The sequence below is a fragment of the Janthinobacterium sp. EB271-G4-3-2 genome (genome assembly GCF_020858035.1).
Classification (GTDB): Bacteria; Pseudomonadota; Gammaproteobacteria; order Burkholderiales; family Burkholderiaceae_D; genus Janthinobacterium; species Janthinobacterium aestuarii.
Map to the genome: position 1 here is coordinate 97,369 of NZ_JACYMG010000005.1, position 23,617 is coordinate 120,985.

A 23,617-nucleotide genomic window follows, 5' to 3' on the forward strand; every position below is an offset into this window, starting at 1 on the left:
TGGCGTCATGCAGCTGAATAATCACGAATTGTCACGAAACAGGTGTTTTCGGCTGAGTCTGCTGTCTTGCCCGCGTATTTCTGCGTCTTTTATCCAAAAAACCGCCTTGCTATCGAATTGCTAGTTGTTGTTTTTTGAATGCCGATTATCAAATGTGATTGGTAATAAAATACGATAGAAATAATTATTTGTAATTTTAATATCGAATTAATGCTATCGAATGAAGAGTCTTGTTGTGGCGGGAGGGGATTTTTATAATAACTATCGGTAAGGTAGTTATTATCTCGGGGGCTGAATGGAGTAGAAATACAAAACGCCCCGGCGGGCGGGGCGTTTTGTAGGGAGGAAATATTGCGCTGTCAGCCTTCCTCGCGCCAGCGGCGCAGGCGGATAGCGGCGTAAATCAGCGCCGCGCCTGCCGCCGCACCCAGCCAGACGGCTGGCAAGGTCAGGCTGGACCAGGAATTGCTGAACACATCGATGCGTGTCATGTGCGATCCCCCCTCTGCCAGGGCGTGCATTTGCGGCAGCAGGCCCGGCTCGAACAGATACCAGCTGCCAGGAAGGGTACCCAGCAGGGCGCGTCCGATGACATTCATCTGTATCCAGCCGATGCTGCTTTCCGTCTGCGTCAGCTTGCCGGCCCAGACGGTCAGGATGAGCAGCAGCAGCGGCACGCCGACGGCCCACAGGAAGACTTTCGACTTGGCCCAGCTCGATACCATCAGCAGCCAGCCCACCGTCGGCAAGGCCCACAGGCAATACACGGGCAGCAAGCCGAACACGCGCAGCGGTCCCAGGTACAGGCCCGGGGTGGCGAGCAGTTCGGCAAACACGTGGATGCCGTTGGCCGCCAGCACGCCGCTGAGGATCAGGATCAGGGCCAGCGAAGTCAGGCTGGCGGCGGCGGCCACGATCAGCGGCGCGACCAGCAGGGCGATGGCCGCTTTCGACAGCACCGTCTGCGCATCGGAGATGGGCAGCGATTTCCAGAACAGCACGCTGCGGTCGCGGCGGTCGTCATGCAGGGCGCTCAGGCAATAGAAAAACACGAGAAAACCCAGCGCCAGGAACAGCGGCGCGGCCGCGTACGTGTAGTTGTTGGCGACGGCGTCGATGATTTCCGTGCGGCGCGGGCCGAAGGTGCGGGTATTGAAGACGGTGCTCCAGGACACTTCCTCGCCATTGACGGTGAGCGCCGTGCGCATCTTGGTCTTGGCGATGGTGCCTATCGTCATCAAGGCGCCCAGCACCGTCATGGCGATGCCGATCAGGGCGGGTGTCCATATCAGCATGCCCTTGTGTTCCCACAGTTCACGCCGGATCAGCCATTGCATCTTGTTGGCAGGGGAAATACTCATTGGTACGATCCTTTCATGGTCGCGACAAACAGGTCAGCCAGGCTGGGCGTACGCACTTCGCCCAGGGCGGCCAGCTGGGCGCGGGCGACGCCGTCGAACAGCATCACCGACTTGCCGAATACGCTGCGTTCGCTGATCGGCTGCAGCGCGCGCGCCGGATTGACGTGCTGCGGGCCCACCATCACCTCGATATAGCGCTCGCCCACTTCTTCCATGCTCGAGGCCAGCACGATCTTGCCGTCGCGAATGAACATCAGGTCGCTGAGGATGTGCTCCACTTCCTCGATCTGGTGCGTGGTGATGACGATGGTCTTGTTTTCATCGAAATAGTCTTCCAGCAAGTTCTGGTAAAACTGCTTGCGGTACAGGATGTCCAGACCCAGGGTGGGCTCGTCGAGCACCAGCAGTTTGGCGTCGATGGCCATCACCAGCGCCAGGTGCAGCTGCACCACCATGCCTTTCGACATGGCCTTGACCTTCATCTTCGGCGACAGCTTGGTATGGGCCAGGTAGCGTTCGGCCTTGCTGCGGTCGAAACGTGGATGCACGCCAGCAACGAAATCGATGGCGTCGGCCACGCGCAGCCAGCCCGGCAGGATGGCCACGTCGGCGATGAAGCACACGTCGTCCATCAGCGCATCGCGCTGCACGCGCGGATCGCGCCCCAGCACCGACAAGTCGCCTTCGAAGCCCGTCAGGCCCAGGATGGCTTTCAACGTGGTGGTCTTGCCGGAACCGTTCGGCCCGATCAAGCCGACGATGCGCCCCGGCGCGATATCGAAGCTGATGCCATCGATGGCCACCTGCTTGCCATATTGCTTGTGCAAGCCGCGCGCACTGATGACGCTGTCCTTGTTCAATGCATTCATGCGCTCTCTCCATGTGCGTCGCTGTCGCGGCTCGCTTGCAGTAGTTGTTCGAGGTTCAGGCCCAGTTGCGTGATGCGTTCCAGCATCGCTGGCCATTCTTCGCGCATGAAGCGCTCGCGTTCACTGGCCAGCAATTTGTCGCGGGCGCCTTCCAAGACATACATACCGAGTCCTCTGCGTTTTTCCACCAGGGCATCGTCGACCAGTTCCTGATAGGCGCGCGACACCGTGATGGGATTCAATTGATAGTCGGCCGCCACCTGGCGCACCGAAGGCAGGGCGTCGCCCGACTGCAGCACGCCATCGAGCATCATGCCCACCACCCTGGCCTTGAGCTGGCGGTAGATGGGGCTATTGTCGTTCCATTCGGCGCTCATGGGATGCGCTCCGACAAGGGCGGGGTGGGGCGGCGCGTGAAAAATGCGGTAGGCATCGAAGCTCCGTGATGTATTGAGTTGGTGTTGTAGTTAACTATAACACTAAGCCCCAAAAAATCAACACGTATTTTCAAGTCAGCCGCGCCTGCAAGTCCAGCGCATTGAACAGGGCGGCCCCGGCTGCCGTGTTGTCGAAGATGCACCAGCTGCCCGCATGCGCTGGGTTGCGCAATTCGGCGGCCAGCGAAGCCAGGTCATTGGCCGGATAGTCCGAGTAGTATATTTTCGGGCTGCCGTGCAGGCGCAAGTAGGCGACTTCCGTCGTCGGTACGTGCGGACCCGGTTGGCCTGCAGGCGGATCGGCGCGCGCGCGCGTGATGCGCTGCATTGTTAACAGCTCGGTCGCGCCTTGCTCGAACCAGCTGGGGTGGCGCGCTTCGCACGCGAGCATGCCGTCGAAGCGCTGGCGCAGGGCGGTGAAAAATGCGGCGGCCACGTCCGCTTCGAAACGCAGACTGGGCGGCAGCTGCACCAGCACGCAGCCCAGCTTGCTTCCCAATTCCCCCACTTCCGATGCAAAACGATCGAGCTCGGCCTCACCATCGCGCAAGCGCCGCTCGTGCGTGATGCTGCGCGGCAATTTCACGCTGAAGCGGAAATGGTCCGGCACGCTGGCGGCCCAGCGCGCATAGGTGGCGCTCTGGTGCGGGCGGTAGAAGGAGCTGTTGATTTCCGCGCAGTCGAGCACTTGGGCATAGCGCTGCAGGTGGCTGCCATCGAGGGGGAAGTGGCTGGCGGCGGCGCTGGAAATACTCCAGCCGGCCGTGCCGATGTAAACAGTATGCATGGCGCCATTACAGCAAGCCCAGGCGGGCGCGGCTATCGGACAAACGCCCGTGCCGCCGTCGGCGCGGGCCTAGTCGATGATGTTGCCGTTCAGGTCATGGCGCGTGATGTTGCCGCGCGTATCGATGGCGATCCAGCCGCCGCGCGGCGGCGTGACATCGCACTCCCAGTCGGGCAGGACGTAGCGCAGGGTATTGTCGACCCGGTGCAGGGCGGGGCGGTGCGTGTGGCCGTGGATCATGACGGCGCTCGCGTGTTCGGCAAACACTTGCGCGACAGCATCGGGCGTGACATCCATGATGTCCATGGATTTTTCGCCATTATGCTCGCGGCTGCTCTTGCGCAAACCGTCAATGATGGCCTTGCGCTGCGCCAGCGGCATGGACAGGAACTGTTTTTGCCAGGCGGGCTGGCGCACCATGGCGCGAAATTCCATGTATTGCACGTCTTTCGTGCATTCGGCGTCGCCATGCAGCAGGACGATGCGCCGGCCGGCTATCGTGGCCACGTGCGGTTCGCTGAGCAGGGTGGCGCCGGCGGCGGCGGCAAAGCCGGAGCCGACCAGAAAGTCGCGGTTGCCGGCGATCCAGTAGACGTGCACGCCAGCATCGCTGACGGCGCGGATGGCGGCCGTCATGCGCGCATTGAACGGGTCTTCCAGGTCATCGTCGCCGGCCCAGTATTCGAACAGGTCGCCTAATAGATACAGCGCTTGCGCATATTGCGCATGGTGTTCCAGGAAAGAAAGAAACGCCGCGCTCGTGCGCGGGTGCGAGCTCTGCAGATGCAGGTCGGAAATAAAGAGTGCGGCAGGCATTGTCATCGTTCAACGCTCCCAAAAAGTGATGTGCATGGAAAAGCGCAAACGCTGCAATGCCTGTTATTCATGATGCTGAAGCCTGATTACGCGGCTTCTACCTTCTCGATGATCACGTCCGTCACTGGCACGTCGGCGAACATGCCGGCGCGCGAGGTTTTCACGGCGCGGATGGCGTCGACGACTTCCTTGCCTTCGGTGACTTTGCCGAACACGGCGTAGCCCCAGCCGTCCTGGCCTGGATAGTCGAGGAAGCTGTTGTTCTTGATGTTGATGAAGAACTGAGCCGATGCCGAATGCGGATCCGACGTGCGGGCCATGGCCAGCGTGTACGTGTCGTTTTTCAGGCCGTTCTTGGCTTCGTTTTCCACGGTGGTGTCGGCTGGCTTTTGTTTCATGCCTGGCTCGAAACCGCCGCCCTGGATCATGAAGCCGTCGATGACGCGGTGGAAAATCGTGTTGTCGTAGTGACCGGCTTTCATGTAGGCCAGGAAGTTGGCAACCGTTTTCGGCGCTTTGTCGGCGTCCAGTTCAGCGGTGATCTTGCCCAGATTGGTGGTGATGATGACGGAGGTCATGATGATCCTTAATAAATTGGATGAATAATTGATTCGGCGGCGCCAGGCAGGCCGGCGCCGCAAAAACGCTATTTTACAGTTTTGCGGGCGCGGATTTGAGTAAAGTCGCCGATTCGATCACTACAGGGGTGACCGGCACGTTCTGGTGCGGGCCCTTGTCGGCAACGGGCACGGCCTTGATCTTGTCGACCACGTCCATGCCGCTGACGACTTTGCCGAACACCGTGTAGCCGAAACCGTCGCGGCCAGGGTAGTCGAGCGCGCCATTGTCGTTGACGTTGATAAAGAATTGCGCGGTGGCCGAATGCGGGTCGCCCGTGCGCGCCATGGCGATGCTGTAGGTGACGTTCTGCAAGCCGTTTTGCGCTTCATTCTTGATCGGCGCCTTGGTGGCTTTCTGCTTCATGTTCTTGTCGAAGCCGCCGCCCTGTATCATGAAGCCGTCGATGACGCGGTGAAACACCGTGCCCTTGTAGTAACCGCTTTTGACGTACTGCAAGAAATTGGCGACGCTTTGCGGCGCTTTTTCCTGGTTCAGTTCCAGCACGATCTCGCCCATGCTGGTTTTCAGGGCCACATGGGGCGTGGGGTCGAGGGCGGTCGCCGGAGCGGCCGCCACGACGGCGCTGCCCAGGGTCAGGCCGGCAAACAGGGTGCAACAACGGGCCAGGAAAGACAGGCGTTTCGATTTGATTTCTTGCATGAAGGCGTCCTTGATCGTTATTTTTCTCTAAACTTGCTTTAATTGTAAAGAAATGAAAATTCGGTTGAACATCGTAAAAACCTGATTCATATCGGGCCAGTATGGTTTTTATCAATGTTATACTTGACCGCTAACGCCCTAATTCTAACAAACAAGAACAACAATACAGCGGGTCGTCCCGTCTCGGCGCACACGGCAGTTCTGTGGCGCGGCACCCCCGGTGTCCGCGCCTGTCTGTCGTTTTGCCAGGCTGGCGGCCGCTCCACTTGCAAAGTACGATGAGCAATCTAAAGATTTACAACACCCTGGCGCGCGAGAAGCAGGTATTCGTCCCGATGGAAGCGGGCAAGGTACGCATGTACGTGTGCGGCATGACCATCTACGATTATTGCCATATCGGCCATGCGCGCATGATGATGGCGTTCGACGTCATCTACCGCTGGCTGAAAGCGTCCGGTTTCGACGTCACCTATGTGCGCAACATTACGGACATCGACGACAAGATCATCCGCCGCGCCGTGGAAAACGGCGAGACGATTTCCCAGCTGACGACGCGTTTCACCCAGTACATGGATGAAGACACGGCCGCGCTGGGCATCCTGACGCCCGACCACACGCCGCGCGCCACCGAATACGTGCCGCAGATGCTGCGCCTGATCGAGCAGCTGGAAGCGAAGGAACTCGCTTACCAGGGCGCGGATGGCGACGTGAACTATGCCGTGCGCAATTTCCCCCATTACGGCAAGCTGTCGGGCAAGTCGCTCGACGACCTGCGCGCGGGCGAACGTGTCGACGTGAATACGGGCAAGCGCGATCCGCTCGACTTCGTGCTGTGGAAGTCGTCGAAAGAGTCCGAGCCGGAAGAAGTCAAATGGGAGTCGAAGTGGGGCAAGGGCCGCCCGGGCTGGCATATCGAATGCTCGGCCATGTCGTGCGCCTTGCTCGGTGAACAGTTCGACATCCATGGCGGCGGCGCGGACTTGCAATTCCCGCACCACGAAAACGAGATCGCCCAATCCGAAGGCGCGTTCGGCCATACCAGCGTCAATTACTGGATCCATAACGGCTTCGTGCGCCTGGACAATGAAAAGATGTCCAAGTCGCTCGGCAACTTCTTCACCATCCGCGAAGTGCTGCAAAAGTTCGATGCCGAAGTGATCCGCTTCTTCATCCTGCGCGCGCACTACCGCAGCCCCCTCAATTACTCGGACGTGCACCTCGACGATGCGCGCCTGTCGCTGACCCGCTTGTACACGGCGCTGGCCGGCGTGGCGGTGGAAGAGGGCGCCATCGACTGGAACGAGGCGCATGCCGTGCGCGTGCGCGAAGCGATGGATGACGATTTCAACACGCCGCTGGCCGTGGCCGCCCTGTTCGATCTGGCAACGGAAGTCAACAAGAGCAAGTCGCCAGCCCTGGCGCGTCAATTGAAGGGCCTGGCGGGCGTATTCGGCTTGCTGGAACGCACGCCGCAGCAATTCCTGCAAGCAACCATCGGCGCCGCCGCCGGTGGCGTCGATGAGGCGGCCGGCATCGAAGCGGCCATCGCGGCGCGCAGCGCGGCAAAAAAGGCGCGCGACTTTGCGCAGTCCGACAAGATCCGCGCCGACTTGCTGGCGGCGGGCATCATTCTCGAAGACAAGCCTGACGGCTCGACCAACTGGCGCCGCGCATGATGCCAACGTCCAGGGAAAACGGGGAAGCGCCGGTAATAGCCGCGCAAGTGATCCAGGTGCCGCATTACTGGGAAGAGGCGAAGATCGAGCTGATGAAGCGCGACCGCATCATGAAAAAGCTCATCCCGCAATTTGGCGACCTGCACCTGGTCGGCCACAGCGACCCGTTTACGACCCTGGCCCGTTCGCTGGTGGGACAGCAGATCACGCCCAAGGCGGCGGATGCTGCCTGGAAAAAGCTGCTGCTCGCTTGCCCGAAATGCACGCCTTCGCAAGTATTGAAGGCAGGCGCCGAGCAGTTGTCCGCCTGCGGCTTGTCCAAACGCAAGACCGAATACATCCTCGACCTGGCCGACCATTTCAAGGCCAAGCGCGTGCACGCGAGCCAGTGGGACCAGATGGATGACGAAGCCGTCATCGCCGAGCTGGTGCAGATCCGCGGCATCGGCCGCTGGACAGCCGAGATGTTTCTGATATTTAATCTGCTCCGGCCGAATGTCTTGCCGCTCGACGACCCCGGTTTGATCCAGGGCATCAGCGTCAATTATTTCTCCGGCGAACCAGTTTCCCGCAGCGATGCGCGCGAAGTTTCCGCCAATTGGGAACCGTGGCGCACCGTCGCGACGTGGTATTTGTGGCGCAGTCTCGACCCTGCAGCCGCCCCTGCCGCACCCGATGCAGCCCCCGGCGCAGCAGCCGGTACGGTAAAATAAACATAGATGACGCCGCGCGCCCTGGCGCCGTGGCCGGTAAAACCTGGAGGTACAATGACTAAAACGACTTTCCTCAATTTTGAACAGCCGATCGCGGAACTCGATTCCAAGATCGAAGAGTTGCGCTTCGTGCAAGACGATTCGGCCGTCGACATCTCGGAAGAGATCGACCGCCTGGCCAAGAAGAGCCAGCAGCTGACCAAAGATATCTACGCCAAGCTGACCCCTTGGCAAGTGGCGCAGATCGCGCGCCACCCGCAACGCCCCTACACCATGGATTACGTGAGTGAAATCTTTACCGATTTCCACGAATTGCATGGCGACCGCAGCTACGCGGACGATCTGTCCGTCGTCGGCGGCCTGGCCCGCTTCAACGGCCAGCCGTGCATGGTCATCGGTCACCAGAAGGGCCGCGACACGAAAGAGCGCGCCATGCGCAATTTCGGCATGCCGAAACCGGAAGGCTACCGCAAGGCCATGCGCCTGATGAAAGTGGCTGAAAAGTTCAACCTGCCTATCTTCACCTTCGTCGACACGCCAGGCGCCTTCCCCGGCATCGACGCGGAAGAGCGCGGCCAGTCGGAAGCCATCGGCCACAACCTGTACGTAATGGCGGAACTGAAAGTGCCGCTGATCGCCACCATCATCGGTGAAGGCGGTTCCGGCGGCGCGCTGGCCATCGCCGTCGGCGATGCCGTGCTGATGCTGCAATACTCGACCTATGCCGTGATCTCGCCGGAAGGCTGCGCCTCGATCCTGTGGAAGAGCGCCGAGCGCGCCTCCGACGCGGCCGAAGCGCTGGGCCTGACCGCCCACCGCCTGAAAGCCATGGGTCTGATCGACAAGATCATCAACGAACCGCTGGGCGGCGCCCACCGCGATCCGAAACAGATGGCCACCTTGCTCAAGCGCGCACTGGCCGACACCCTGCGCCAGTTCCACGGCATGAAAACCAAGGACCTGCTGGCCGCGCGCCATGAAAAACTGCTGAGCTACGGCAAGTTCAAGGAAACGACGCCGAGCGAATAAGCCGGCGCAGGTCGACGTGGGTCGGCGCAGGCCGGCGTAGGTCGGCTTAGCGCAGCGTAAGCCGACAAGACGTAAGCCGACAAGACGTAAGCCGACAAGACGTAAGCCGACAAAATATCAAGAGTTACCAGGGACAGTCCGCTAAACGACACCATCCGTTTAGCAGCCTGTCCCTCTTTGCATTCCCGGAGTCCTGATTGAAAAAGCAACAAACCGCCACCGTCGCCGATATCTTCGCCCGCGCGCTGAACGCCTGCGCACCGCGAACCGGCGAGACGGTCGGCATTGCCTTGAGCGGCGGCCTCGATTCCTCGGCCCTGCTGCACCTGGCGCATGCCTGGGCGCAAGAGCACGGCGTGGCTCTGCACGCCTTTCACGTGCACCACGGCCTGAGTCCGAATGCGGATGCCTGGCTGGCCCATTGCGAACAATTGTGCGCCGGCATGGGCATCGCTTTCGAGGCGCGCAAGGTTACCCTGGAGAAAAATGCGAAGACGGGTACGGAAGAGGCGGCCCGCAAGCGCCGTTACGCGGCCCTGGGCGAGCTGTGCGCCGCGCACGGCGTGCGCCTGCTGCTGACGGCCCACCACCAGGACGACCAGGCCGAGACGGTGCTGCTGCAATTGCTGCGCGGCTCGGGCACGGCGGGCTTGTCCGGCATGGATGGCGCCAACAGCGCGCCCGAGCTGCTGGGCAACCCGGACCTGGTGATGGCGCGCCCCCTGCTGCCCGTGTCGCGCAAGCAGCTGGAAAGCTACGTGGAAAAACATGCGATCGCGCACATCCATGACGAATCGAACGACGATCCCCGCTTTGCCCGCAATGCTCTGCGGCATCAGGTGATGCCCGTGCTGGCGCAGGCCTTTCCCGGTTTCCAGGAACGCTTCGCCCGCAGCGCCCAGCACGCGCAATCGGCACAGCGCCTGCTGACGGAACTGGCGACGCAGGATTTGGCGGCGTGCCTCGATGGCGATTGCATCGAACTGGCGAAATTGCGCGCGCTGAGCGCGGACCGCTGCTACAACCTGCTGCGCCACTGGTTCGGCACGCGCGGCTTGCGCATGCCGTCGACGGCATGGCTGGCGGAAATGCTGGCGCAATTGCTGGAAGCGCGGCCCGATGCGCAATTGCTGGTCACGCATCCCGAATGCCACGTCCGGCGCCACCGCGACCGGTTGTACTTGACGCCGAAGCTCGATGATCTGGCCGGCATGCGCGAGCGTGACGACGCGGGCATTCCTGGCCTGGAAAAAGCCAGCCAGGAATTTGTGTGGAAAGGCGAGGCCAGCCTGGCCTTTCCCGCGTATGGCGGCGTGTTGCATTTCGATGCGGTGGAAGAGGGCGGCCAGGGTATCGATATTGCCTGGTTGCAATCTCAAACCTTGACCATCGATTTCCGCCAGGGTGGCGAGCGCCTGAAACTGGCCTTGAACCGTCCCACCAAGAGCTTGAAATACCACTACCAGGCGTTTGACGTGCCCGCCTGGGAACGCGAACGCCTGCCCCTTGTCTGTGCGGCGCAACAATTGCTGTTCGCGGCGGGTATCGGCCTCGATTGCCATTGCCTGAGTCTGCTGGATCGTCCCCGCGTCGCCTTGCGCTGGGTCTCCTGCTGAGCGTAAGGACAGCTGCCAAGGCCACTCCCGGGGCGGCCGCCAAGCGGCGGCGTTGGCCAGCTGGACTGCATGGATTGGTTATTTCCATATGTACAATTGGTATGAGCTAATGCGCTTTTTAGCTTGTTATTTTGCATTGCGGCATGTAGAGTAAAGCCCTCCTTTTTTATTCTTCTTGAGCGGAAACTTCACTCTTATGGCTTTAATCGTCCACAAATATGGCGGTACGTCGATGGGCTCGACTGACCGTATCAAGAATGTCGCCAAGCGCGTTGCCAAGTGGCACGACGCTGGGCATCAAATCGTGGTGGTGCCATCCGCCATGTCGGGCGAAACCAACCGCCTGATTGGACTGGCCAAGGAAATCATGGATCAACCCGATCCCCGTGAACTTGACATGATCGCCTCGACAGGCGAACAGGTGTCCGTCGGCCTATTGTCGATGGCATTGCTGGCGATCGGCAAACAAGCCGTATCCTATGCTGGCTGGCAAGTCGCGATCAAGACCGATTCCGCCTTTACCAAGGCACGCATCCAGTCGATCGATGACGAAAAAGTCAAACGCGATCTCGATGCGGGCAAGATCGTCATCATCACCGGTTTCCAGGGCGTTGACGAGCACGACAACATCGCGACCCTGGGCCGCGGCGGTTCCGACACGTCGGCCGTGGCGATCGCCGCCGCCATGAAGGCGGCCGAATGCCTGATCTTCACGGACGTCGACGGCGTCTACACGACCGACCCGCGCGTGGTCTCCGAGGCGCGCCGCCTGAAGACCATCACCTTTGAAGAAATGCTGGAACTGGCTTCGCTGGGCTCCAAAGTGCTGCAAACGCGTTCGGTGGAATTCGCCGGCAACTACCGCGTGCCCACGCGCGTGCTGTCGTCGCTGACCGACCCGATGTTGCCGCTGGAAATAGAAGCCAATTCAGGCACCCTGATTTCGTTTGAGGAAGATACAAACATGGAACAAGCAGTCATCTCCGGCATCGCCTTCAACCGCGATGAAGCCAAAATCACCGTGCTCGGCGTGCCCGACCGTCCAGGCGTGGCGTACCACATCCTGGGCCCGGTGGCGGACGCGAACATCGAAGTCGACATGATCATACAGAATCAGTCGGTCGACGGTAAGACGGACTTCACCTTCACCGTCTCGCGCGGCGAATACGCGCGCGCGCTGGCCGTGCTGGAAGCGAACCGCGAAGCGCTGGGCGCGGCCAGCATCACGGGCGACGCGAAAGTGTCGAAACTGTCCGTCGTCGGCGTGGGCATGCGCAGCCATGTCGGCGTCGCATCGCAAATGTTCCGCACCCTGTCGGAAGAGGGCATCAACATCATGATGATCTCCACTTCCGAGATCAAGATTTCCGTGCTGATCGATGAAAAGTACATGGAACTGGCCGTGCGCGCGCTGCATAAAGCGTTCGAGCTGGAAAAAGCGTAAATATCCAAAAATATTGCCCCACGCCCTTGACCAAAGGGGGGGCAATCGATATTATGACGTTCGTCGCTGCAGCGCAGTTAGCTACAGAGACATAGTTGAGTAATCAGCTAGGAGACGTGGCCGAGTGGCCGAAGGCACATCCCTGCTAAGGATGCATACGGCTTATACCTGTATCGTGGGTTCGAATCCCACCGTCTCCGCCAGAATCAAATAAAAAAGCCTCCCCTGCGGGAGGCTTTTTTATTTGTCTGGACGGAACGGTGGGATTCGAAGGGCTGGGCCGTGCCGGCCCAACCCTCTCCGAATCGCCCATCTGCCGCGCCCCGCGCGGCCCCGTTGGCCGCGCAGCGGCCAACGCCGCCCCCCCCATCTCAGGCAGTGGCGGCCAGCGCCTGCGCCGGCCTTTGCGGGCGCCTGCGCCGGCCGTTGCTCAGCAAGAGATTCTTTTTCAGCGCATCCAGCCCAAGCCCCTTAAAAAGTTGCATAATCTGCAAATGCCGCGCAGAAATTTCATACTGGCCAGCGCGGCCTATGCCGGCGGCATTGACGGCATGGTCCGGATAAACGAGGGGGTACGCACATGCAGCTGCTTCGCCAAGTCAAACTGTCGCGCCGGCTGGCCTTGTTGGTCGCCATCTTTTCGCTGGGCCTGATCGTGTATGGCGGCTGGTCGCTGCGCGTGCTGCACGAATTGAAGGTCAACGGCCCCGTGTATCACCGCATCGTGCAGGGCAAGGACCTGGTGGCCGACATACTGCCGCCGCCGGAATACATCCTCGAATCCTATCTGGTCGCGTTTCAGCTGATGGCATCCGAAGACATGGGTGCGCAAGATAAGCTGGTCGAGCGCCTGAAGGTCTTGAAGGCCGAGTACGACACGCGCCATCAGTTCTGGCGCACCCAGGATCTCGACCACGATATCGCCGAGGCCTTGCTGACGCAGGCGCACGCGCCTGCCCTGGCATTCTATGAGACGGCATTCACGCGCTTCATCCCCGCGCTGCAGGGGCAGGACAAGGCGGGCGTGGCCGCTGCCATGGCGGCCATGGCCGCCAGCTACGATAGCCATCTGGCGGCCATCACCCGCGTGGTCGACATGACCGGCAAGCGTTCGGCCGCATTCGAGACCGAGTCGGCCGATAGCGCGCGCTCGGCAACCGTGCTGCTGGCGGGTTTGCTGCTGGCGTCGCTGGGCGTCAGCATCGCCGGCGCCGTCTTGATCAGCCGCAGCATTACCGGCCCCTTGCAGGAGGCGTTGCGGGCCGCGCAGATGGTGGCGGCAGGCGACCTGACCAATCGCGTCGACAAGCGCTTCTCCGACGAGCCTGGTCAATTGCTGCAGGCGCTGGAAGCGATGAATGGCAGCCTGTCGCGCACCGTGGGCCAGGTGCGCAGCAGCACGCAAAGCATCACTGTTGCTTCGCGCGAAATCGCGGCCGGCAATTTCGACCTGTCGTCGCGCACGGAGGCGCAAGCCAGTTCGCTGGAAGAAACGGCCTCCGCGATGAAAGAGCTGACCAGCACGGTAAAGCAGAATGCCGACAATGCCAGGCAGGCCAATCAACTGGTGGTGTCGGCGTCGGAATTTGCCGTGCAGGGCGGTCAGGTGGTCGAGCGCGTGGTCGATACGATGGGCGCCATCAACGCCAGCTCGCGCAAGATCGTCGATATCGTCGATGTGATCGACGGCATCGCTTTCCAGACGAATATCCTGGCCCTGAATGCGGCCGTGGAGGCAGCCAGGGCGGGCGAGCAGGGACGCGGTTTCGCCGTCGTCGCCAGCGAAGTGCGCAGCCTGGCGCAACGTTCGGCCAGCGCCGCGCGCGAAATCAAGGCCATGATCGGCGATTCGGTCGACCGCGTCGATGCGGGTAGCAAGCTGGTCGACGAGGCGGGCGCCACGATGGACAAGATCGTGACGTCCGTCAAACAGGTGGTCGACCTGATGAGCGAAATCGCCGCCGCCAGCCAGGAGCAGAGTCTGGGCATCGAACAGGTCAACCAGGCCATCACGCAGATGGATGAGGTCACGCAGCAGAACGCCGCCCTGGTCGAGGAAGCGGCCGCCGCTGCCGGCAGCCTGGAAGAGCAGGCGGCCAGCCTGGTGCGGGAAGTGGGAGTGTTCAAGCTCGACAGCCAGGCGCTTGCCTTGCAGGCGCGCTAGCGGTCTTATCGCCGCTGCGCCTCGCGTTCCAGCGTATCCCTGCCGATGATCTTCAGGCTGGCGCCGCCCTTGAAGGGCAGCACTTCCTCGCTGCCAGCCGTCCGGATGCCGGCCGAGACGCCGATTTCGGCCGTCACGTCGACGAACTCCTTGCGGAACAGCAGCAGCTCCGTATTCTTGATGATGGTGTGCAGCGCCACCGACTGGCCCGGCCCGATGGGGGTGAAGTCACGCTTGAGCGCGTGCTTCGCCAGGCCCGTCTTCAATACCTGGCTTTGTTCGCTCACGTTGTCGATCAGGCGCAGGTTGGGGCCGCGCTGCTGAATGTACTCGAGCGGATATCCGACCGCCGCCGTGCCGGTATTCTTGATGAGCACCTCGATGCGCATATCGCTGCCCGTGAAAATGCAGGCGGGATTGTCGAGGCAGTGGGCGCTGATGGAAAGAACGTCGTTCGGCATGGCGTTTCCTGTGAGTTGAATGGACAGCGCAAGCAGCGCGCTTAGGAGCCGTTCAGGATGATATCGCATTTGATTTTCCGTCCTATTTTCGTGCGCAGCAATTCCTGCACTTCGATGGCGATCTGCCAGGCATGACGGTCGCGGATGATGACGGAACCGGCCGAGTTCATGATGTTGGCAGCGGCCGGTTCCGGTTCCTCGTCATCCGACAGCGACGGCACGGGCGCGTCCCAGGTGCCGTCCGGTTTTTTGTACTTGACGGTCTCGTCGTCGCCCGCCACGTACGAGTATTCGTCCGGCAAGCCATAGCAGTGACCGAATTCATGCGCGTGCGTCTGTCCATCGGTCGAGGCGGAGACGTCGATCACGGTACCCGTCACGCCCTCGCGCTCGTAGCGCTTGTGGATCTGCATCAGGTAATGCTCGTTGCTTTCCACATACACGACGCGGTAGATGATGGGCAGCGTGCGCGTGCCGCATTCCGGGTCGCTGATCTCCATCCGGAATTTATTGTTCCAGTGGCTTTCCAGGCCCGTGGTGGCGATGCCCTTGACGTACTTGATGACGGCGGCGCGCTGCTTGGCCCGCGTTGCGGCCTGCGGTGTGCCCCGCTCGCGGTCTTCCAGCGCCTGGTCGGCCGGATCGAGCACGGTGATCACCTTGACGCGCAGTTCGGCGATGATGCTGGTGTTCGATTTGACGGGCACGTAGATCTTGTAGCGCACGGTGTCGAAATAGTTATGCGGCGCGCCGTTGGCGCCGAAGGTATTGTTGTAGCGCGGCACGCTGGAGACATCGATCTCCTTTTCATAGTCGGCGATCCAGCAGGCGGGGCGCTTGATCAGCACTTCCTTGCGCCGCTTGTTGTCGACGGGGCTGGTGCTCGACGTACCCGTTTCCTTGAATTTCGGCTCGGGCTTGGGCGGCGCCTTGGCCGTCGTGCCGGGCGCCGGCCCTTTGGCGCGCGTGTCCGGGCCGGGCGCAGGCGCAGGGGATGGGGCAGGGCTGTCCGGCGTCTCGGGCAACTGGCCCGGCGACTTGAGCAGTTCGATCACGAGCGCTTCGACGGCGGCGGCCGCCACGACATGGGTCAAGCCCCTGGCGTCCGTCATGCCCGTTTCGATACTGCCATCGGCGCGTTTGATGCGGTATGGCTGGCGCGGCATCAGTTCGCCCGTGTCGCGGTCTTTCAGCACGAAGCCTTCGTCGAACAGTTTCAGGCGGCTGTCGGGCAGCGGCGGCAGGCCGGCGGCGGCGCTGGCGCCGCCGTTGAAGACATGCTGCCCGCCCTTGACCGTAAAATGGCCCGGGCAGCGGAAGGTGATGTCGCCGCCCTCGAGCGTGATCGACGATTGTCCCGCCTGCAGGATGATCTTCTGGTTGGCCTTGATGTCGATGCTGTCGCTCACGGAGATCACCGTGACGGCTTGATCGGCGAGGATTTCCAGCTGGTCGGTATGCGCTTCGAGCGAGACGGGGCCGTTGCCCGCGACAGCCTTGATGCCGCCTTCCTGGCAGAACAGCGTGGCCGCGTTGGCCGCCACCGAGGCGACCGTCTGGCCGGCCGTCATGTGCAGGTCGGCCTGCGCCGTCCAGTGCAGCTGCTGGCCCGCAAACAGCACGGTCGAAGCGGGCGTGGCCCAGTTGATGCCGCTGGGCGACTCCATCAGCACGAGCGGCTGGGCGTAGCGTTCCACGGGCTGCGCCGTATCGGGCGCGCGCGTGCCGCTGCCCGCCTTGCTGGCGTCCTGGCCGCCGACAGCGGCCTGATACTTGCCATCCTGCTGCGGGTCGATCTGCGCCGCCATGTCCAGCTGCGCCTGGTTCGCATCCTTGCTGACGAGGGCTTTTTGCTGGCTAGCCGACGTCGCCACCGTCTTGCTCAGTTCACAGGCGCCGCGCAGCAGGGCCAGCGCTTCCTTGGTGTCGAGCTGGCTCGACGCCACGCCGGCGCCCTGGCGCGCGCGCGCCGTGGTCGAGATCAGCATGCCTTCGCCGGCGCGCAGCATGGCCCAGGCATCGGTGCGCAATTCAAAGCCGCTGCCGCGGTAGCTGCCCCGTTGCGCCGTGTTGGCGCCTTGCTGCACCAGATAGCCCAGATTGAGCTCGGTGGCGGCGCTGCTCGAAGCGAGCCGGGTGCGCAGCTGGCCCTGGGTATCGTCGAGCACCCACTGGTTGTAGCCGGCGCCGTCGAAATTGTGGCTGTGCATGCCCGACAGGACGCCTGCATGGTTGACGCCCGAATCCTCGCCGGCCGCATACGGCGGCATGTCGCTGCCCGTGTAGAGCTGGGCGACCACCAGCGGGCGGTCCATGTCGCCTTCGATGAAGTCGACCAGCACTTCCGTGCCCAGGCGCGGCGTGAATTGCGAGCCCCAGTTCGGGCCGGCCAGCGCTTCGGCCACGCGCACCCACGCGCCGGACGCCTCGTTGCCGGGCGCGTTGCCCTGCTGGTCGGTGTTGTGCGCCAGGCCGCCCGGATTGGCGGCGCTGCCGCGCTGCCAGGCAAACTGGATGCGCACCTGATGGTCGCGGCCCGTGGTGGCGACGCTGTCGGCCAGGCCCACCACCAGCGCCGTCTGCGGACCCAGCGCCACGGCCGGTGCGCGCGCGGCGGTGGCGCGCGGCACGATGGCCACGCTGGCGCGCACGCAGCCGAAGCGGTTGCGGTAGGTGCCCGGTTCGATCTGGCCGGCGATCCAGTCGGCCACGCCGCCCAGGCCGGCTGTCCTGGCCAGCTGCGACAGCATGCCGCCCAGGCTGGCGCCGGCCGGTCCCGCATTGTTGCGCGCCTGGTGTTCGGCCCACAGCACGGTGAATGCGTTGGCGCCATCGGCATGCTGCTCGTGCTGCAGCAGGCGCATGGCGTGGCCGGCGGCCAGGCGGCGCACGGCGCCGGCGCCGTCGAACTGCTTGTTGTCCAGCTCCAGCGCTTGCAGCATGCGCTCGCTGTGCGGCCCGGCCGCCGCGCGGTCGGCATGCAGGCGCTCGCCGGCGCCGTCATACACGGCCAGCTGCGGCAATTGCCCGGCCGCCAGGCTGGAGACTTGCTCTGCGGCGGGCGCCGTCACCTGCTCCGGGTGCCAGCTGCTGATGCTGACGGCATTCGGCTGCACCTGGCGGCGCGCGCCGAAGCGGTCGATGGCGTCGTCCGTATCGGTGGCGCGCACGCCGTGAAAGCGCATGTCGGCGCCGCCCGGCGTCTGCGGCGCCGTGGCCTTGCTGTCGAAGATCACCAGTTTGTGCCTGGCCTGCGCCTGGCCGTCGCCGCCTTCCTGCGCGCCGCCGGGCTGGTCGTGCTCGAAACGCCAGCTCAGGCCTTCGGCGGCCAGCAGGCGCGCGAAGAAATCGAAGTCGCTTTCGCGGTACTGGGTACAGATGGCGCGCGTGGCCAGCGCCTGGCTGACGTCGAATTCGAAGCGCAGCTGCGGGTAGTCGGCCAGCAGCTCGGTGACGATGTCGCGCGCATGCTTGTCTTGGAAAATATAGCTGTCGCGGCGCAGCCGCAGCAGGGCCAGGGCCGGTTCGAGGCGCAGCCGGTAGCGCGCCACGCCGCCGTCGGCGCCCAGCCAGGCGCAATCGGTGCAGATGCCGTGCCAGGCGCGCTGGCTGCCGTCGGGCTGAAGCAGGCACAGCGTCATTTCCTCGCCGATGAAGGAGGCCAGGTCCAGGCTGGCCGCGGTGCTCAGGGCATCGACCTCGAAGCGGAACAGTTCATTGACGGCCTCGCGGCCCTCGAACTGTTCCGCCATCAGCGATTCCGGCTGCCCGGACTGCTGCGCCGTGGCCAGGGTGATGAGCCGCGCATGCTGGCTCAGGCCGGTGCCGAACTGGCCCGTGGCGGCGGGGGCTTGTTGTGCGCCGCCCATCACGGCAGGGTAATGCTCAGGTTGGCCACGCGCGGCGCCAGCTTGACGATGTCGTTGTAGGCATTGATCTGCGCTTGCGTCTGCTTGGCCAGCATGGTGCGCAGCCCCAGGTAGCCCAGCGCGCAGATCAGGGCGAACACCGAACACAGCACCCATGGCGGCACGTTGTTGCGCAGCTTGTGGATGATCTGGTCGGGCCGCTCCGCATGCGGGGCGAAGCCGGTCTTCTTGCCCTTCATCTGGGCGATTTCGTCGCCCAGGCGCGCCGTCAGGTAGTTGAGTTTTTCCGGGCCTTCCAGGATGTAGCGGCCCTGGAAACCCAGCAGCAGGCACATGTGGAATACCTCGAGCGCCTGCAGGTGCGCGCTGCCGCGCGCGCGCAGCGCTTCCAGGCGGATGAAGAAGTTTTCGCCGGCCAGCTGGTCGCCGAACAGCACCAGCTGCAACGGCCGCCGTGCCCATTCGTCGCGGATGCTGTAGGGCGAGCGCAGGATGATTTCATCGACGGCTGCGCAGAACGCATATTTTGCGGCGTCGATATCGTCCGCCGACGCGCCCTGTTTTTTCGCGCCGCGGCTGAACTCATCGAGGAAGTGCGTCATCTTGCTGATGAAATCGGCATTGTCTTGCGGCCCGCTGCCGTTCTTCAGCATGAACAGGGCGTAAAAACCGTCGTACATCAGGTCCATCAAGGTGTGTTCCGTGCCGGGACCGGCAGCCATGCCGGAGGCATAGGCGGCCTGGCCGCCGGACATCAGGGAAGGAGGAGCGCTGGAATGCATCGTTGGACCTCAGGAAGTGACGGCGACAAGTTCGAGTTTCAGTTCACGCATGCCGGAAGGGACATAGACCAGCAGCGACTGCGCCTGCAGCATGCGTTCGTACATCTGGCCCTTGGCCTCGATGGTGAAGTAAAACATGTCGGGGCGCACCGGCACGGCGGCCGGCACCTGCGGCGCGTGCTGCAGGCGCACTCCGGGCAGGGCGGACAGGACGAACTTTTCCACGTCGTCCGGCGCGCCCACCTTGAAGCGCAGCGGCACCACGTCGACCAGTTCCACGCCGGCCATGTCGGCCGACACGCCCAGGTAGAACGCCGTCTTGGCGTCGATCTTTTCCGAGTCCAGCTTGCCGTGGTGGTAGGACGGCTTGGTTTCCGTCAGCGCGATGGCGAAGTATTTCGACGAGATCACGGTGTCGAGCAATTCGCGGATCATGGCGTGCAGCTGGGCGAACGGCGGGCCGGGATCGGCATGCCGGTACGGCGGCAGGTCGGCCAGCGCATGGCTTCTTGAAAATGTCATCAGGCCGCCCGCCAGGGCCAGCAGCTGTTCGTACAGCCGCTCCGGATGCAGCGCCGGATGATGGTAGTAGTGGCTGAGCGAAGCATAGGCCGCGCTGGCCGTGTGCAGCAGCCAGAACGAGGACATGTCGCCCGAGCGGAATTCGATCACGCTCTTGCTCGGCTCGCGGTGATGCCCGTACAGCGCATTGACCTTGGCCTGCAGCGCGTCGATCAGGCGGCGCAATTGCAGGAACAGCAGGGGCGCGCTGCGGATGGACAGGCTGGGGGGCACGAAGGCCGGATCCTGCTCGAAGCCGCCCGTCGACAGGCGCCGCAGGCGCAGCAGGGGGAAGCTGACGTAGGAATCGCGCGGTTCGGAATCGGCCACCAGGCGCAGGGTTTTTTTCAGGTAGGTCAGTTCGGCCTGCGCGGCCTGGGTGTACAGGTCCGGCGTGCTGAGATTGGCCTGGGCGTAGCGCGCCGCGTTGTTGGGCTGGCCGCTGGCGGCGAAGTTGCCGCCGAATGGCTTAAAGGCCGGCAAGGCGGCGTGGAAGGTCACCGATTGCAGCGACGACGGCAAGTTGCCCAGGTCGAGCGCCTCGGGCAGTTCATCGCCGCCGGCCGCATTGTAGATTTCGCCGTCCTGGAAGACCAGCGACAGTTCCAGCAGGCGCAAGCTGTTGTTGGCCAGCGCATCACGGTCGATCTGCAGCTGGTTCACCCCCCACGCATACGGGTGCAATGCCTTGACGCTCTCGTGCAGGCGCTGTTCGTGGTACTGGTCTTGCTGCTGGAAATGCTGGGGCCGCAGGAACAGGCCTTCGCCCCATAACAATTTGTTTGCCATGCTCATGAATTGCCCTCTATGCCAGACACAGTGAGGCGCGCGGCGGCGACTGAAAAACATGCTTCGCATCGCGCAACTTGGTGCTTTTTTCGCAACTGCAAGAACCTTAACATTATCTTGAGGAATGGTGCGTACTGTACGTTTTTAGCCTAAGTGGTGTGAGTTTTCGCGTATTTTCTATTGAACGCAGTAAATTTTCAAATCATGCTACGCTCCGAAAAATAAACAATTAGCAACTATAAAAAGCAACTTTTCAATCGTCAAAACGGTCTTCTTTTTTGAAGGAACGCTCAACATGACACGCTCGGTTTCGCTACGCACTCTTGCCGTTATCACCTGTGCTTTTGCCCTCGGCGCCTGCAGTACCGCGCCGGTGGCCAAACCGCCAACCGTCGTGGCGCCGCCGACGCTGGAGGAACTGATGGCCAAGGCCGCGCAGGCGGTGGATACGGGCAACAAGGCGGCGGCGCTGGCGCTGTGGCAGGAGGCCGCCGCCGCCGCGCCCGCCGACAAGCAGCCCTGGGTGCGCATGGCGCAAAGCCGCTACGATGCGGGCCAGTATGGCGAAGCCATCCTCAATGCCCAGGAAGTGCTGGTGCGCGATCCTGCCGACAAGCTGGCCAACAGCGTGATCGCCATCAGCGGACTGCGCCTGTCGACGCGGGCGCTGGCCGACCTGAGCCGCCAGAACAACCTGTCCGGTCCGCTGCGCGCGGAATCGCAGGACCTGGCCAAGCTGCTGCGCGAGAGCCTCGGCGAAACCGTGCTGGTGCCGCCGCCGGACAAGCCGCCCGTGCGCCAAGCCCGCAAGCAGCCAAGCAAGCGCGCTGCCGATGAGGGAAGCGCCAATCCATTCAATGCCCTGAAGTAGCCAGCCAGGCACAGGTACGCCGCAGTTCAACAGGCGCATCGCCGATGCCGCCAACATTTGGGAAGGGGATGTCATGTCGAAAAAAGATAGTGTGCAGAAGCGCTTGCAAAAGGTACGCCCGCCACGCGTGCAGATGACCTATGACGTCGAGATCGGCGACGCCATCGAAAACAAGGAGCTGCCGTTCGTGGTGGGCGTGGTGGGCGATTTCGGCGGCAATTCGGAACTCGAGCAGAAGCGCCTGAAGGACCGCAAGTTCGTCGATATCGACCGCGACAATTTCGATGAAGTGATGAAGGGCATCGAGCCGCGCGCCACCTACCGCGTGCCCAATGAACTGGGCGCCGGTGGCGGCCAGTTCGGCGTCGAGCTGAAATTCCGCTCGATCGCCGATTTCCGCCCGGAAGCGGTGGTCGAGCAGGTCGAGCCGCTGCGCAAGCTGCTCGAGGCGCGCACCAAGCTGGCCGACCTGCGCAACAAGCTGGCCGGCAACGACAAGCTGGAAGACATCCTGAATGACGTGCTCAACAGCACGGAAAAACTGGCCCAGCTGGAACAACATTCCCACGTCAGGAAAGATTGATATGTCCGCACAACTGACCCCCGCATTGAGCGCTGCCGGCACCGCCGAAATCGACTTGCTCGACCAGATCGTCGAGCAGAGCAAGGTGGCCAAGTCCAGCGTCGAACACGCCCGCGCCAAGGATCTCATTTCCGAACTGGTCAGCCAGGTCATGGATGGCACGGTGGTGGTGTCGAACAACCTGGCCGCCACCATCGACGCCCGCGTGGCCGAACTGGACCAGCTCATTTCCGCGCAGCTCAGCGCCATCATGCACGCACCCGAATTCCAGAAGCTGGAAAGCAGCTGGACGGGCCTGCATTACCTGGTGAAGAACACGGCCACCGGCACGAACCTGAAAATCAAGCTGATGAACGCGACCAAGCGCGAACTGGTCAAGGATTTCCAGAGCGCGCTGGAGTTCGACCAGTCGACCATGTTCAAGAAAGTCTACGAAGAGGAATTCGGCACCTTTGGCGGCGCGCCGTTCGGCACCTTGCTGGGCGACTTCGAATTCAGCCGCCAGCCCGAAGACATGTATTTCATCGAGCAGATGTCGCATGTGGCCGCCGCCGCGCACGCGCCGTTCATCTCGTCCGCGTCGCCGGAATTGTTTGGCCTGGAAAGCTACAGCGACCTGGGCAAACCGCGCGACCTGGCCAAGGTATTCGACACGGTCGAATATGCGAAGTGGAAATCCTTGCGCGAATCGGAAGACGCGCGCTACGTGGGCCTGACCTTGCCCCGCTTCCTGGGCCGGCTGCCGTTCAATCCGCTCGATGGCGCCACCGTCGACGGCTTCAATTTCGTCGAGGACGTGGACGGCACCGATCACCAGAAATACCTGTGGTGCAACGCCGCCTACGCTTTCGGCACCAAGCTGACGGCCGCCTTCGAGGATTACGGCTGGTGCGCGGCGATACGCGGCGTCGAAGGGGGCGGCCTGGTGGAAGACTTGCCGACGCATACCTTCAAGACGGACGAGGGCGAGGTGGCGCTGAAATGCCCGACCGAAATCGCCATCACGGACCGCCGCGAAAAGGAATTGAGCGACCTGGGCTTCATCTCGCTCGTGCACTGCAAGAACACGGACTATGCCGCGTTTTTCGGCGCCCAGTCGGCGCAGAAGGCGAAAAAATACAATACGGACGCCGCGAACGCGAACGCCGTGCTGTCGGCGCAGCTGCAATACATCTTTGCCGTCTCGCGCATCGCCCATTACATGAAGGCCATGATGCGCGACAAGATCGGCAGCTTTGCCGCCGCCTCCAACGTGGAAGATTTCCTCAACCGCTGGCTGACGCAGTACGTGCTGCTCGACGATAACGCCAGCCAGGAACAGAAAGCCCAGTTTCCGCTGCGCGAAGCTTCGGTGCAGGTGGCGGAAGTGCCGGGCCGGCCCGGCGTGTACCGCGCCGTGTCCTTTTTGCGTCCGCATTTCCAGCTGGACGAATTGTCCGTTTCACTCCGTTTGGTCGCGGAGCTTCCGCAGTCGACCAAATCGTAATGTATTTTTCTTCACACTATTG

Annotated in this window: 20 protein-coding genes and 1 tRNA gene; 10 read left to right on the forward strand and 11 right to left on the reverse strand. The window is 62.5% G+C overall.

The features are described from left to right. Window positions 1–359: 359 nt before the first annotated feature. The 7 genes from IGS55_RS12665 to IGS55_RS12695 all read right to left on the reverse strand — a co-directional run bounded on the left by IGS55_RS12665 (window position 360) and on the right by IGS55_RS12695 (window position 5,551). Window positions 360–1,361 carry a hypothetical protein gene (locus tag IGS55_RS12665; RefSeq protein ID WP_230518788.1) on the reverse strand — a complete coding sequence of 334 codons (1,002 nt, stop codon included), beginning with the start codon at window positions 1,359–1,361 and terminating at the stop codon, window positions 360–362. Further along, window positions 1,358–2,230 (reverse strand): ABC transporter ATP-binding protein, encoded by an 873-nt coding sequence (locus tag IGS55_RS12670; protein ID WP_230518789.1) that lies wholly within the window; start codon window positions 2,228–2,230, stop codon window positions 1,358–1,360. The genes IGS55_RS12665 and IGS55_RS12670 overlap by 4 nt, the downstream gene beginning before the upstream one ends. Beyond that, on the reverse strand, window positions 2,227–2,607 hold the full coding sequence (locus IGS55_RS12675; RefSeq protein WP_230518790.1) for a GntR family transcriptional regulator: 381 nt from the start codon (window positions 2,605–2,607) through the stop codon (window positions 2,227–2,229). The genes IGS55_RS12670 and IGS55_RS12675 overlap by 4 nt, the downstream gene beginning before the upstream one ends. A 130-nt stretch (window positions 2,608–2,737) precedes the next feature. After that, window positions 2,738–3,454, reverse strand: coding sequence for a DUF72 domain-containing protein (locus IGS55_RS12680; protein WP_230518791.1), 717 nt, complete (start codon window positions 3,452–3,454; stop codon window positions 2,738–2,740). Between the two features lie 69 nt (window positions 3,455–3,523). After that, complete coding sequence (locus tag IGS55_RS12685; RefSeq protein WP_230518792.1) at window positions 3,524–4,270, reverse strand: UDP-2,3-diacylglucosamine diphosphatase; 747 nt, start codon at window positions 4,268–4,270, stop codon at window positions 3,524–3,526. Window positions 4,271–4,356: 86 nt separating this feature from the next. Next, window positions 4,357–4,848 (reverse strand): peptidylprolyl isomerase, encoded by a 492-nt coding sequence (locus IGS55_RS12690; RefSeq protein ID WP_230518793.1) that lies wholly within the window; start codon window positions 4,846–4,848, stop codon window positions 4,357–4,359. Window positions 4,849–4,921: 73 nt separating this feature from the next. Next, window positions 4,922–5,551: a peptidylprolyl isomerase gene (locus tag IGS55_RS12695; protein WP_230518794.1), complete on the reverse strand. Its 630-nt coding sequence runs from the start codon at window positions 5,549–5,551 to the stop codon at window positions 4,922–4,924. A gap of 278 nt (window positions 5,552–5,829) precedes the next feature. Between IGS55_RS12695 and cysS the strand changes: the two genes are divergently transcribed. The 7 genes from cysS (at window position 5,830) to IGS55_RS12730 (ending at window position 14,193) form a co-directional block, all read left to right on the forward strand. Beyond that, a complete protein-coding gene (gene cysS / locus IGS55_RS12700) occupies window positions 5,830–7,227 on the forward strand; it encodes a cysteine--tRNA ligase (protein ID WP_230518795.1) in 1,398 nt (465 codons plus the stop codon). Beyond that, complete coding sequence (locus IGS55_RS12705; protein ID WP_128140838.1) at window positions 7,227–7,940, forward strand: DNA-3-methyladenine glycosylase family protein; 714 nt, start codon at window positions 7,227–7,229, stop codon at window positions 7,938–7,940. Before cysS ends, IGS55_RS12705 begins: the two co-directional genes overlap by 1 nt. A gap of 54 nt (window positions 7,941–7,994) precedes the next feature. Then, window positions 7,995–8,969 (forward strand): acetyl-CoA carboxylase carboxyltransferase subunit alpha, encoded by a 975-nt coding sequence (locus tag IGS55_RS12710; RefSeq protein WP_230518796.1) that lies wholly within the window; start codon window positions 7,995–7,997, stop codon window positions 8,967–8,969. A 197-nt stretch (window positions 8,970–9,166) separates the two neighbouring features. Beyond that, window positions 9,167–10,585, forward strand: coding sequence for a tRNA lysidine(34) synthetase TilS (gene tilS / locus IGS55_RS12715; RefSeq protein WP_230518797.1), 1,419 nt, complete (start codon window positions 9,167–9,169; stop codon window positions 10,583–10,585). 196 nt (window positions 10,586–10,781) lie between these two features. After that, entirely contained in the window at window positions 10,782–12,029 is a 1,248-nt protein-coding gene (locus tag IGS55_RS12720; protein ID WP_230518798.1) for an aspartate kinase, read from the forward strand. 110 nt (window positions 12,030–12,139) lie between these two features. Then, window positions 12,140–12,232: transfer RNA gene (locus tag IGS55_RS12725), tRNA-Ser, on the forward strand. A 377-nt stretch (window positions 12,233–12,609) separates the two neighbouring features. After that, complete coding sequence (locus IGS55_RS12730; protein WP_230518799.1) at window positions 12,610–14,193, forward strand: methyl-accepting chemotaxis protein; 1,584 nt, start codon at window positions 12,610–12,612, stop codon at window positions 14,191–14,193. A gap of 5 nt (window positions 14,194–14,198) precedes the next feature. Here IGS55_RS12730 and IGS55_RS12735 read toward each other — a convergent pair whose 3' ends face one another. Genes IGS55_RS12735 through tssK form a run of 4 tightly spaced genes read right to left on the reverse strand, consistent with a single transcriptional unit; the run spans window position 14,199 to window position 20,661 of the window. Further along, window positions 14,199–14,654 (reverse strand): hypothetical protein, encoded by a 456-nt coding sequence (locus IGS55_RS12735; protein WP_230518800.1) that lies wholly within the window; start codon window positions 14,652–14,654, stop codon window positions 14,199–14,201. A 41-nt stretch (window positions 14,655–14,695) separates the two neighbouring features. Beyond that, window positions 14,696–18,523, reverse strand: a complete 3,828-nt coding sequence (gene tssI, locus IGS55_RS12740; protein ID WP_230518801.1) for a type VI secretion system Vgr family protein — start codon at window positions 18,521–18,523, stop codon at window positions 14,696–14,698. Continuing rightward, window positions 18,523–19,305 (reverse strand): type IVB secretion system protein IcmH/DotU, encoded by a 783-nt coding sequence (icmH, locus tag IGS55_RS12745; RefSeq protein ID WP_230518802.1) that lies wholly within the window; start codon window positions 19,303–19,305, stop codon window positions 18,523–18,525. The genes tssI and icmH overlap by 1 nt, the downstream gene beginning before the upstream one ends. Window positions 19,306–19,314: 9 nt before the next feature. Then, window positions 19,315–20,661, reverse strand: coding sequence for a type VI secretion system baseplate subunit TssK (tssK, locus tag IGS55_RS12750; RefSeq protein WP_139091267.1), 1,347 nt, complete (start codon window positions 20,659–20,661; stop codon window positions 19,315–19,317). A 289-nt stretch (window positions 20,662–20,950) separates the two neighbouring features. On the opposite strand from tssK, the gene IGS55_RS12755 reads away from it, so the two are divergent. From IGS55_RS12755 to tssC, 3 genes are all read left to right on the forward strand, one after another. Continuing rightward, entirely contained in the window at window positions 20,951–21,526 is a 576-nt protein-coding gene (locus IGS55_RS12755) for a hypothetical protein (protein ID WP_230518803.1), read from the forward strand. 73 nt (window positions 21,527–21,599) lie between these two features. Further along, window positions 21,600–22,109: a type VI secretion system contractile sheath small subunit gene (gene tssB, locus IGS55_RS12760; protein ID WP_058047866.1), complete on the forward strand. Its 510-nt coding sequence runs from the start codon at window positions 21,600–21,602 to the stop codon at window positions 22,107–22,109. Window position 22,110: 1 nt separating this feature from the next. Then, the gene (tssC, locus tag IGS55_RS12765) at window positions 22,111–23,595 is read left to right on the forward strand and encodes a type VI secretion system contractile sheath large subunit (protein ID WP_139091264.1); all 1,485 of its coding nucleotides are present in this window, start codon (window positions 22,111–22,113) and stop codon (window positions 23,593–23,595) included. Window positions 23,596–23,617: the final 22 nt, after the last annotated feature.

Bases quoted from the DNA above. Each gene is read 5' to 3' on its own strand.
- IGS55_RS12665 (WP_230518788.1), bottom strand. From the start codon at position 1,361: ATGAGTATTTCCCCTGCCAACAAGATGCAATGGCTGATCCGGCGTGAA.
- IGS55_RS12670 (WP_230518789.1), bottom strand. From the start codon at position 2,230: ATGAATGCATTGAACAAGGACAGCGTCATCAGTGCGCGCGGCTTGCAC.
- IGS55_RS12675 (WP_230518790.1), bottom strand. From the start codon at position 2,607: ATGAGCGCCGAATGGAACGACAATAGCCCCATCTACCGCCAGCTCAAG.
- IGS55_RS12680 (WP_230518791.1), bottom strand. From the start codon at position 3,454: ATGCATACTGTTTACATCGGCACGGCCGGCTGGAGTATTTCCAGCGCC.
- IGS55_RS12685 (WP_230518792.1), bottom strand. From the start codon at position 4,270: ATGCCTGCCGCACTCTTTATTTCCGACCTGCATCTGCAGAGCTCGCAC.
- IGS55_RS12690 (WP_230518793.1), bottom strand. From the start codon at position 4,848: ATGACCTCCGTCATCATCACCACCAATCTGGGCAAGATCACCGCTGAA.
- IGS55_RS12695 (WP_230518794.1), bottom strand. From the start codon at position 5,551: ATGCAAGAAATCAAATCGAAACGCCTGTCTTTCCTGGCCCGTTGTTGC.
- cysS (WP_230518795.1), top strand. From the start codon at position 5,830: ATGAGCAATCTAAAGATTTACAACACCCTGGCGCGCGAGAAGCAGGTA.
- IGS55_RS12705 (WP_128140838.1), top strand. From the start codon at position 7,227: ATGCCAACGTCCAGGGAAAACGGGGAAGCGCCGGTAATAGCCGCGCAA.
- IGS55_RS12710 (WP_230518796.1), top strand. From the start codon at position 7,995: ATGACTAAAACGACTTTCCTCAATTTTGAACAGCCGATCGCGGAACTC.
- IGS55_RS12720 (WP_230518798.1), top strand. From the start codon at position 10,782: ATGGCTTTAATCGTCCACAAATATGGCGGTACGTCGATGGGCTCGACT.
- IGS55_RS12730 (WP_230518799.1), top strand. From the start codon at position 12,610: ATGCAGCTGCTTCGCCAAGTCAAACTGTCGCGCCGGCTGGCCTTGTTG.
- IGS55_RS12735 (WP_230518800.1), bottom strand. From the start codon at position 14,654: ATGCCGAACGACGTTCTTTCCATCAGCGCCCACTGCCTCGACAATCCC.
- tssI (WP_230518801.1), bottom strand. From the start codon at position 18,523: ATGGGCGGCGCACAACAAGCCCCCGCCGCCACGGGCCAGTTCGGCACC.
- icmH (WP_230518802.1), bottom strand. From the start codon at position 19,305: ATGCATTCCAGCGCTCCTCCTTCCCTGATGTCCGGCGGCCAGGCCGCC.
- tssK (WP_139091267.1), bottom strand. From the start codon at position 20,661: ATGAGCATGGCAAACAAATTGTTATGGGGCGAAGGCCTGTTCCTGCGG.
- IGS55_RS12755 (WP_230518803.1), top strand. From the start codon at position 20,951: ATGACACGCTCGGTTTCGCTACGCACTCTTGCCGTTATCACCTGTGCT.
- tssB (WP_058047866.1), top strand. From the start codon at position 21,600: ATGTCGAAAAAAGATAGTGTGCAGAAGCGCTTGCAAAAGGTACGCCCG.
- tssC (WP_139091264.1), top strand. From the start codon at position 22,111: ATGTCCGCACAACTGACCCCCGCATTGAGCGCTGCCGGCACCGCCGAA.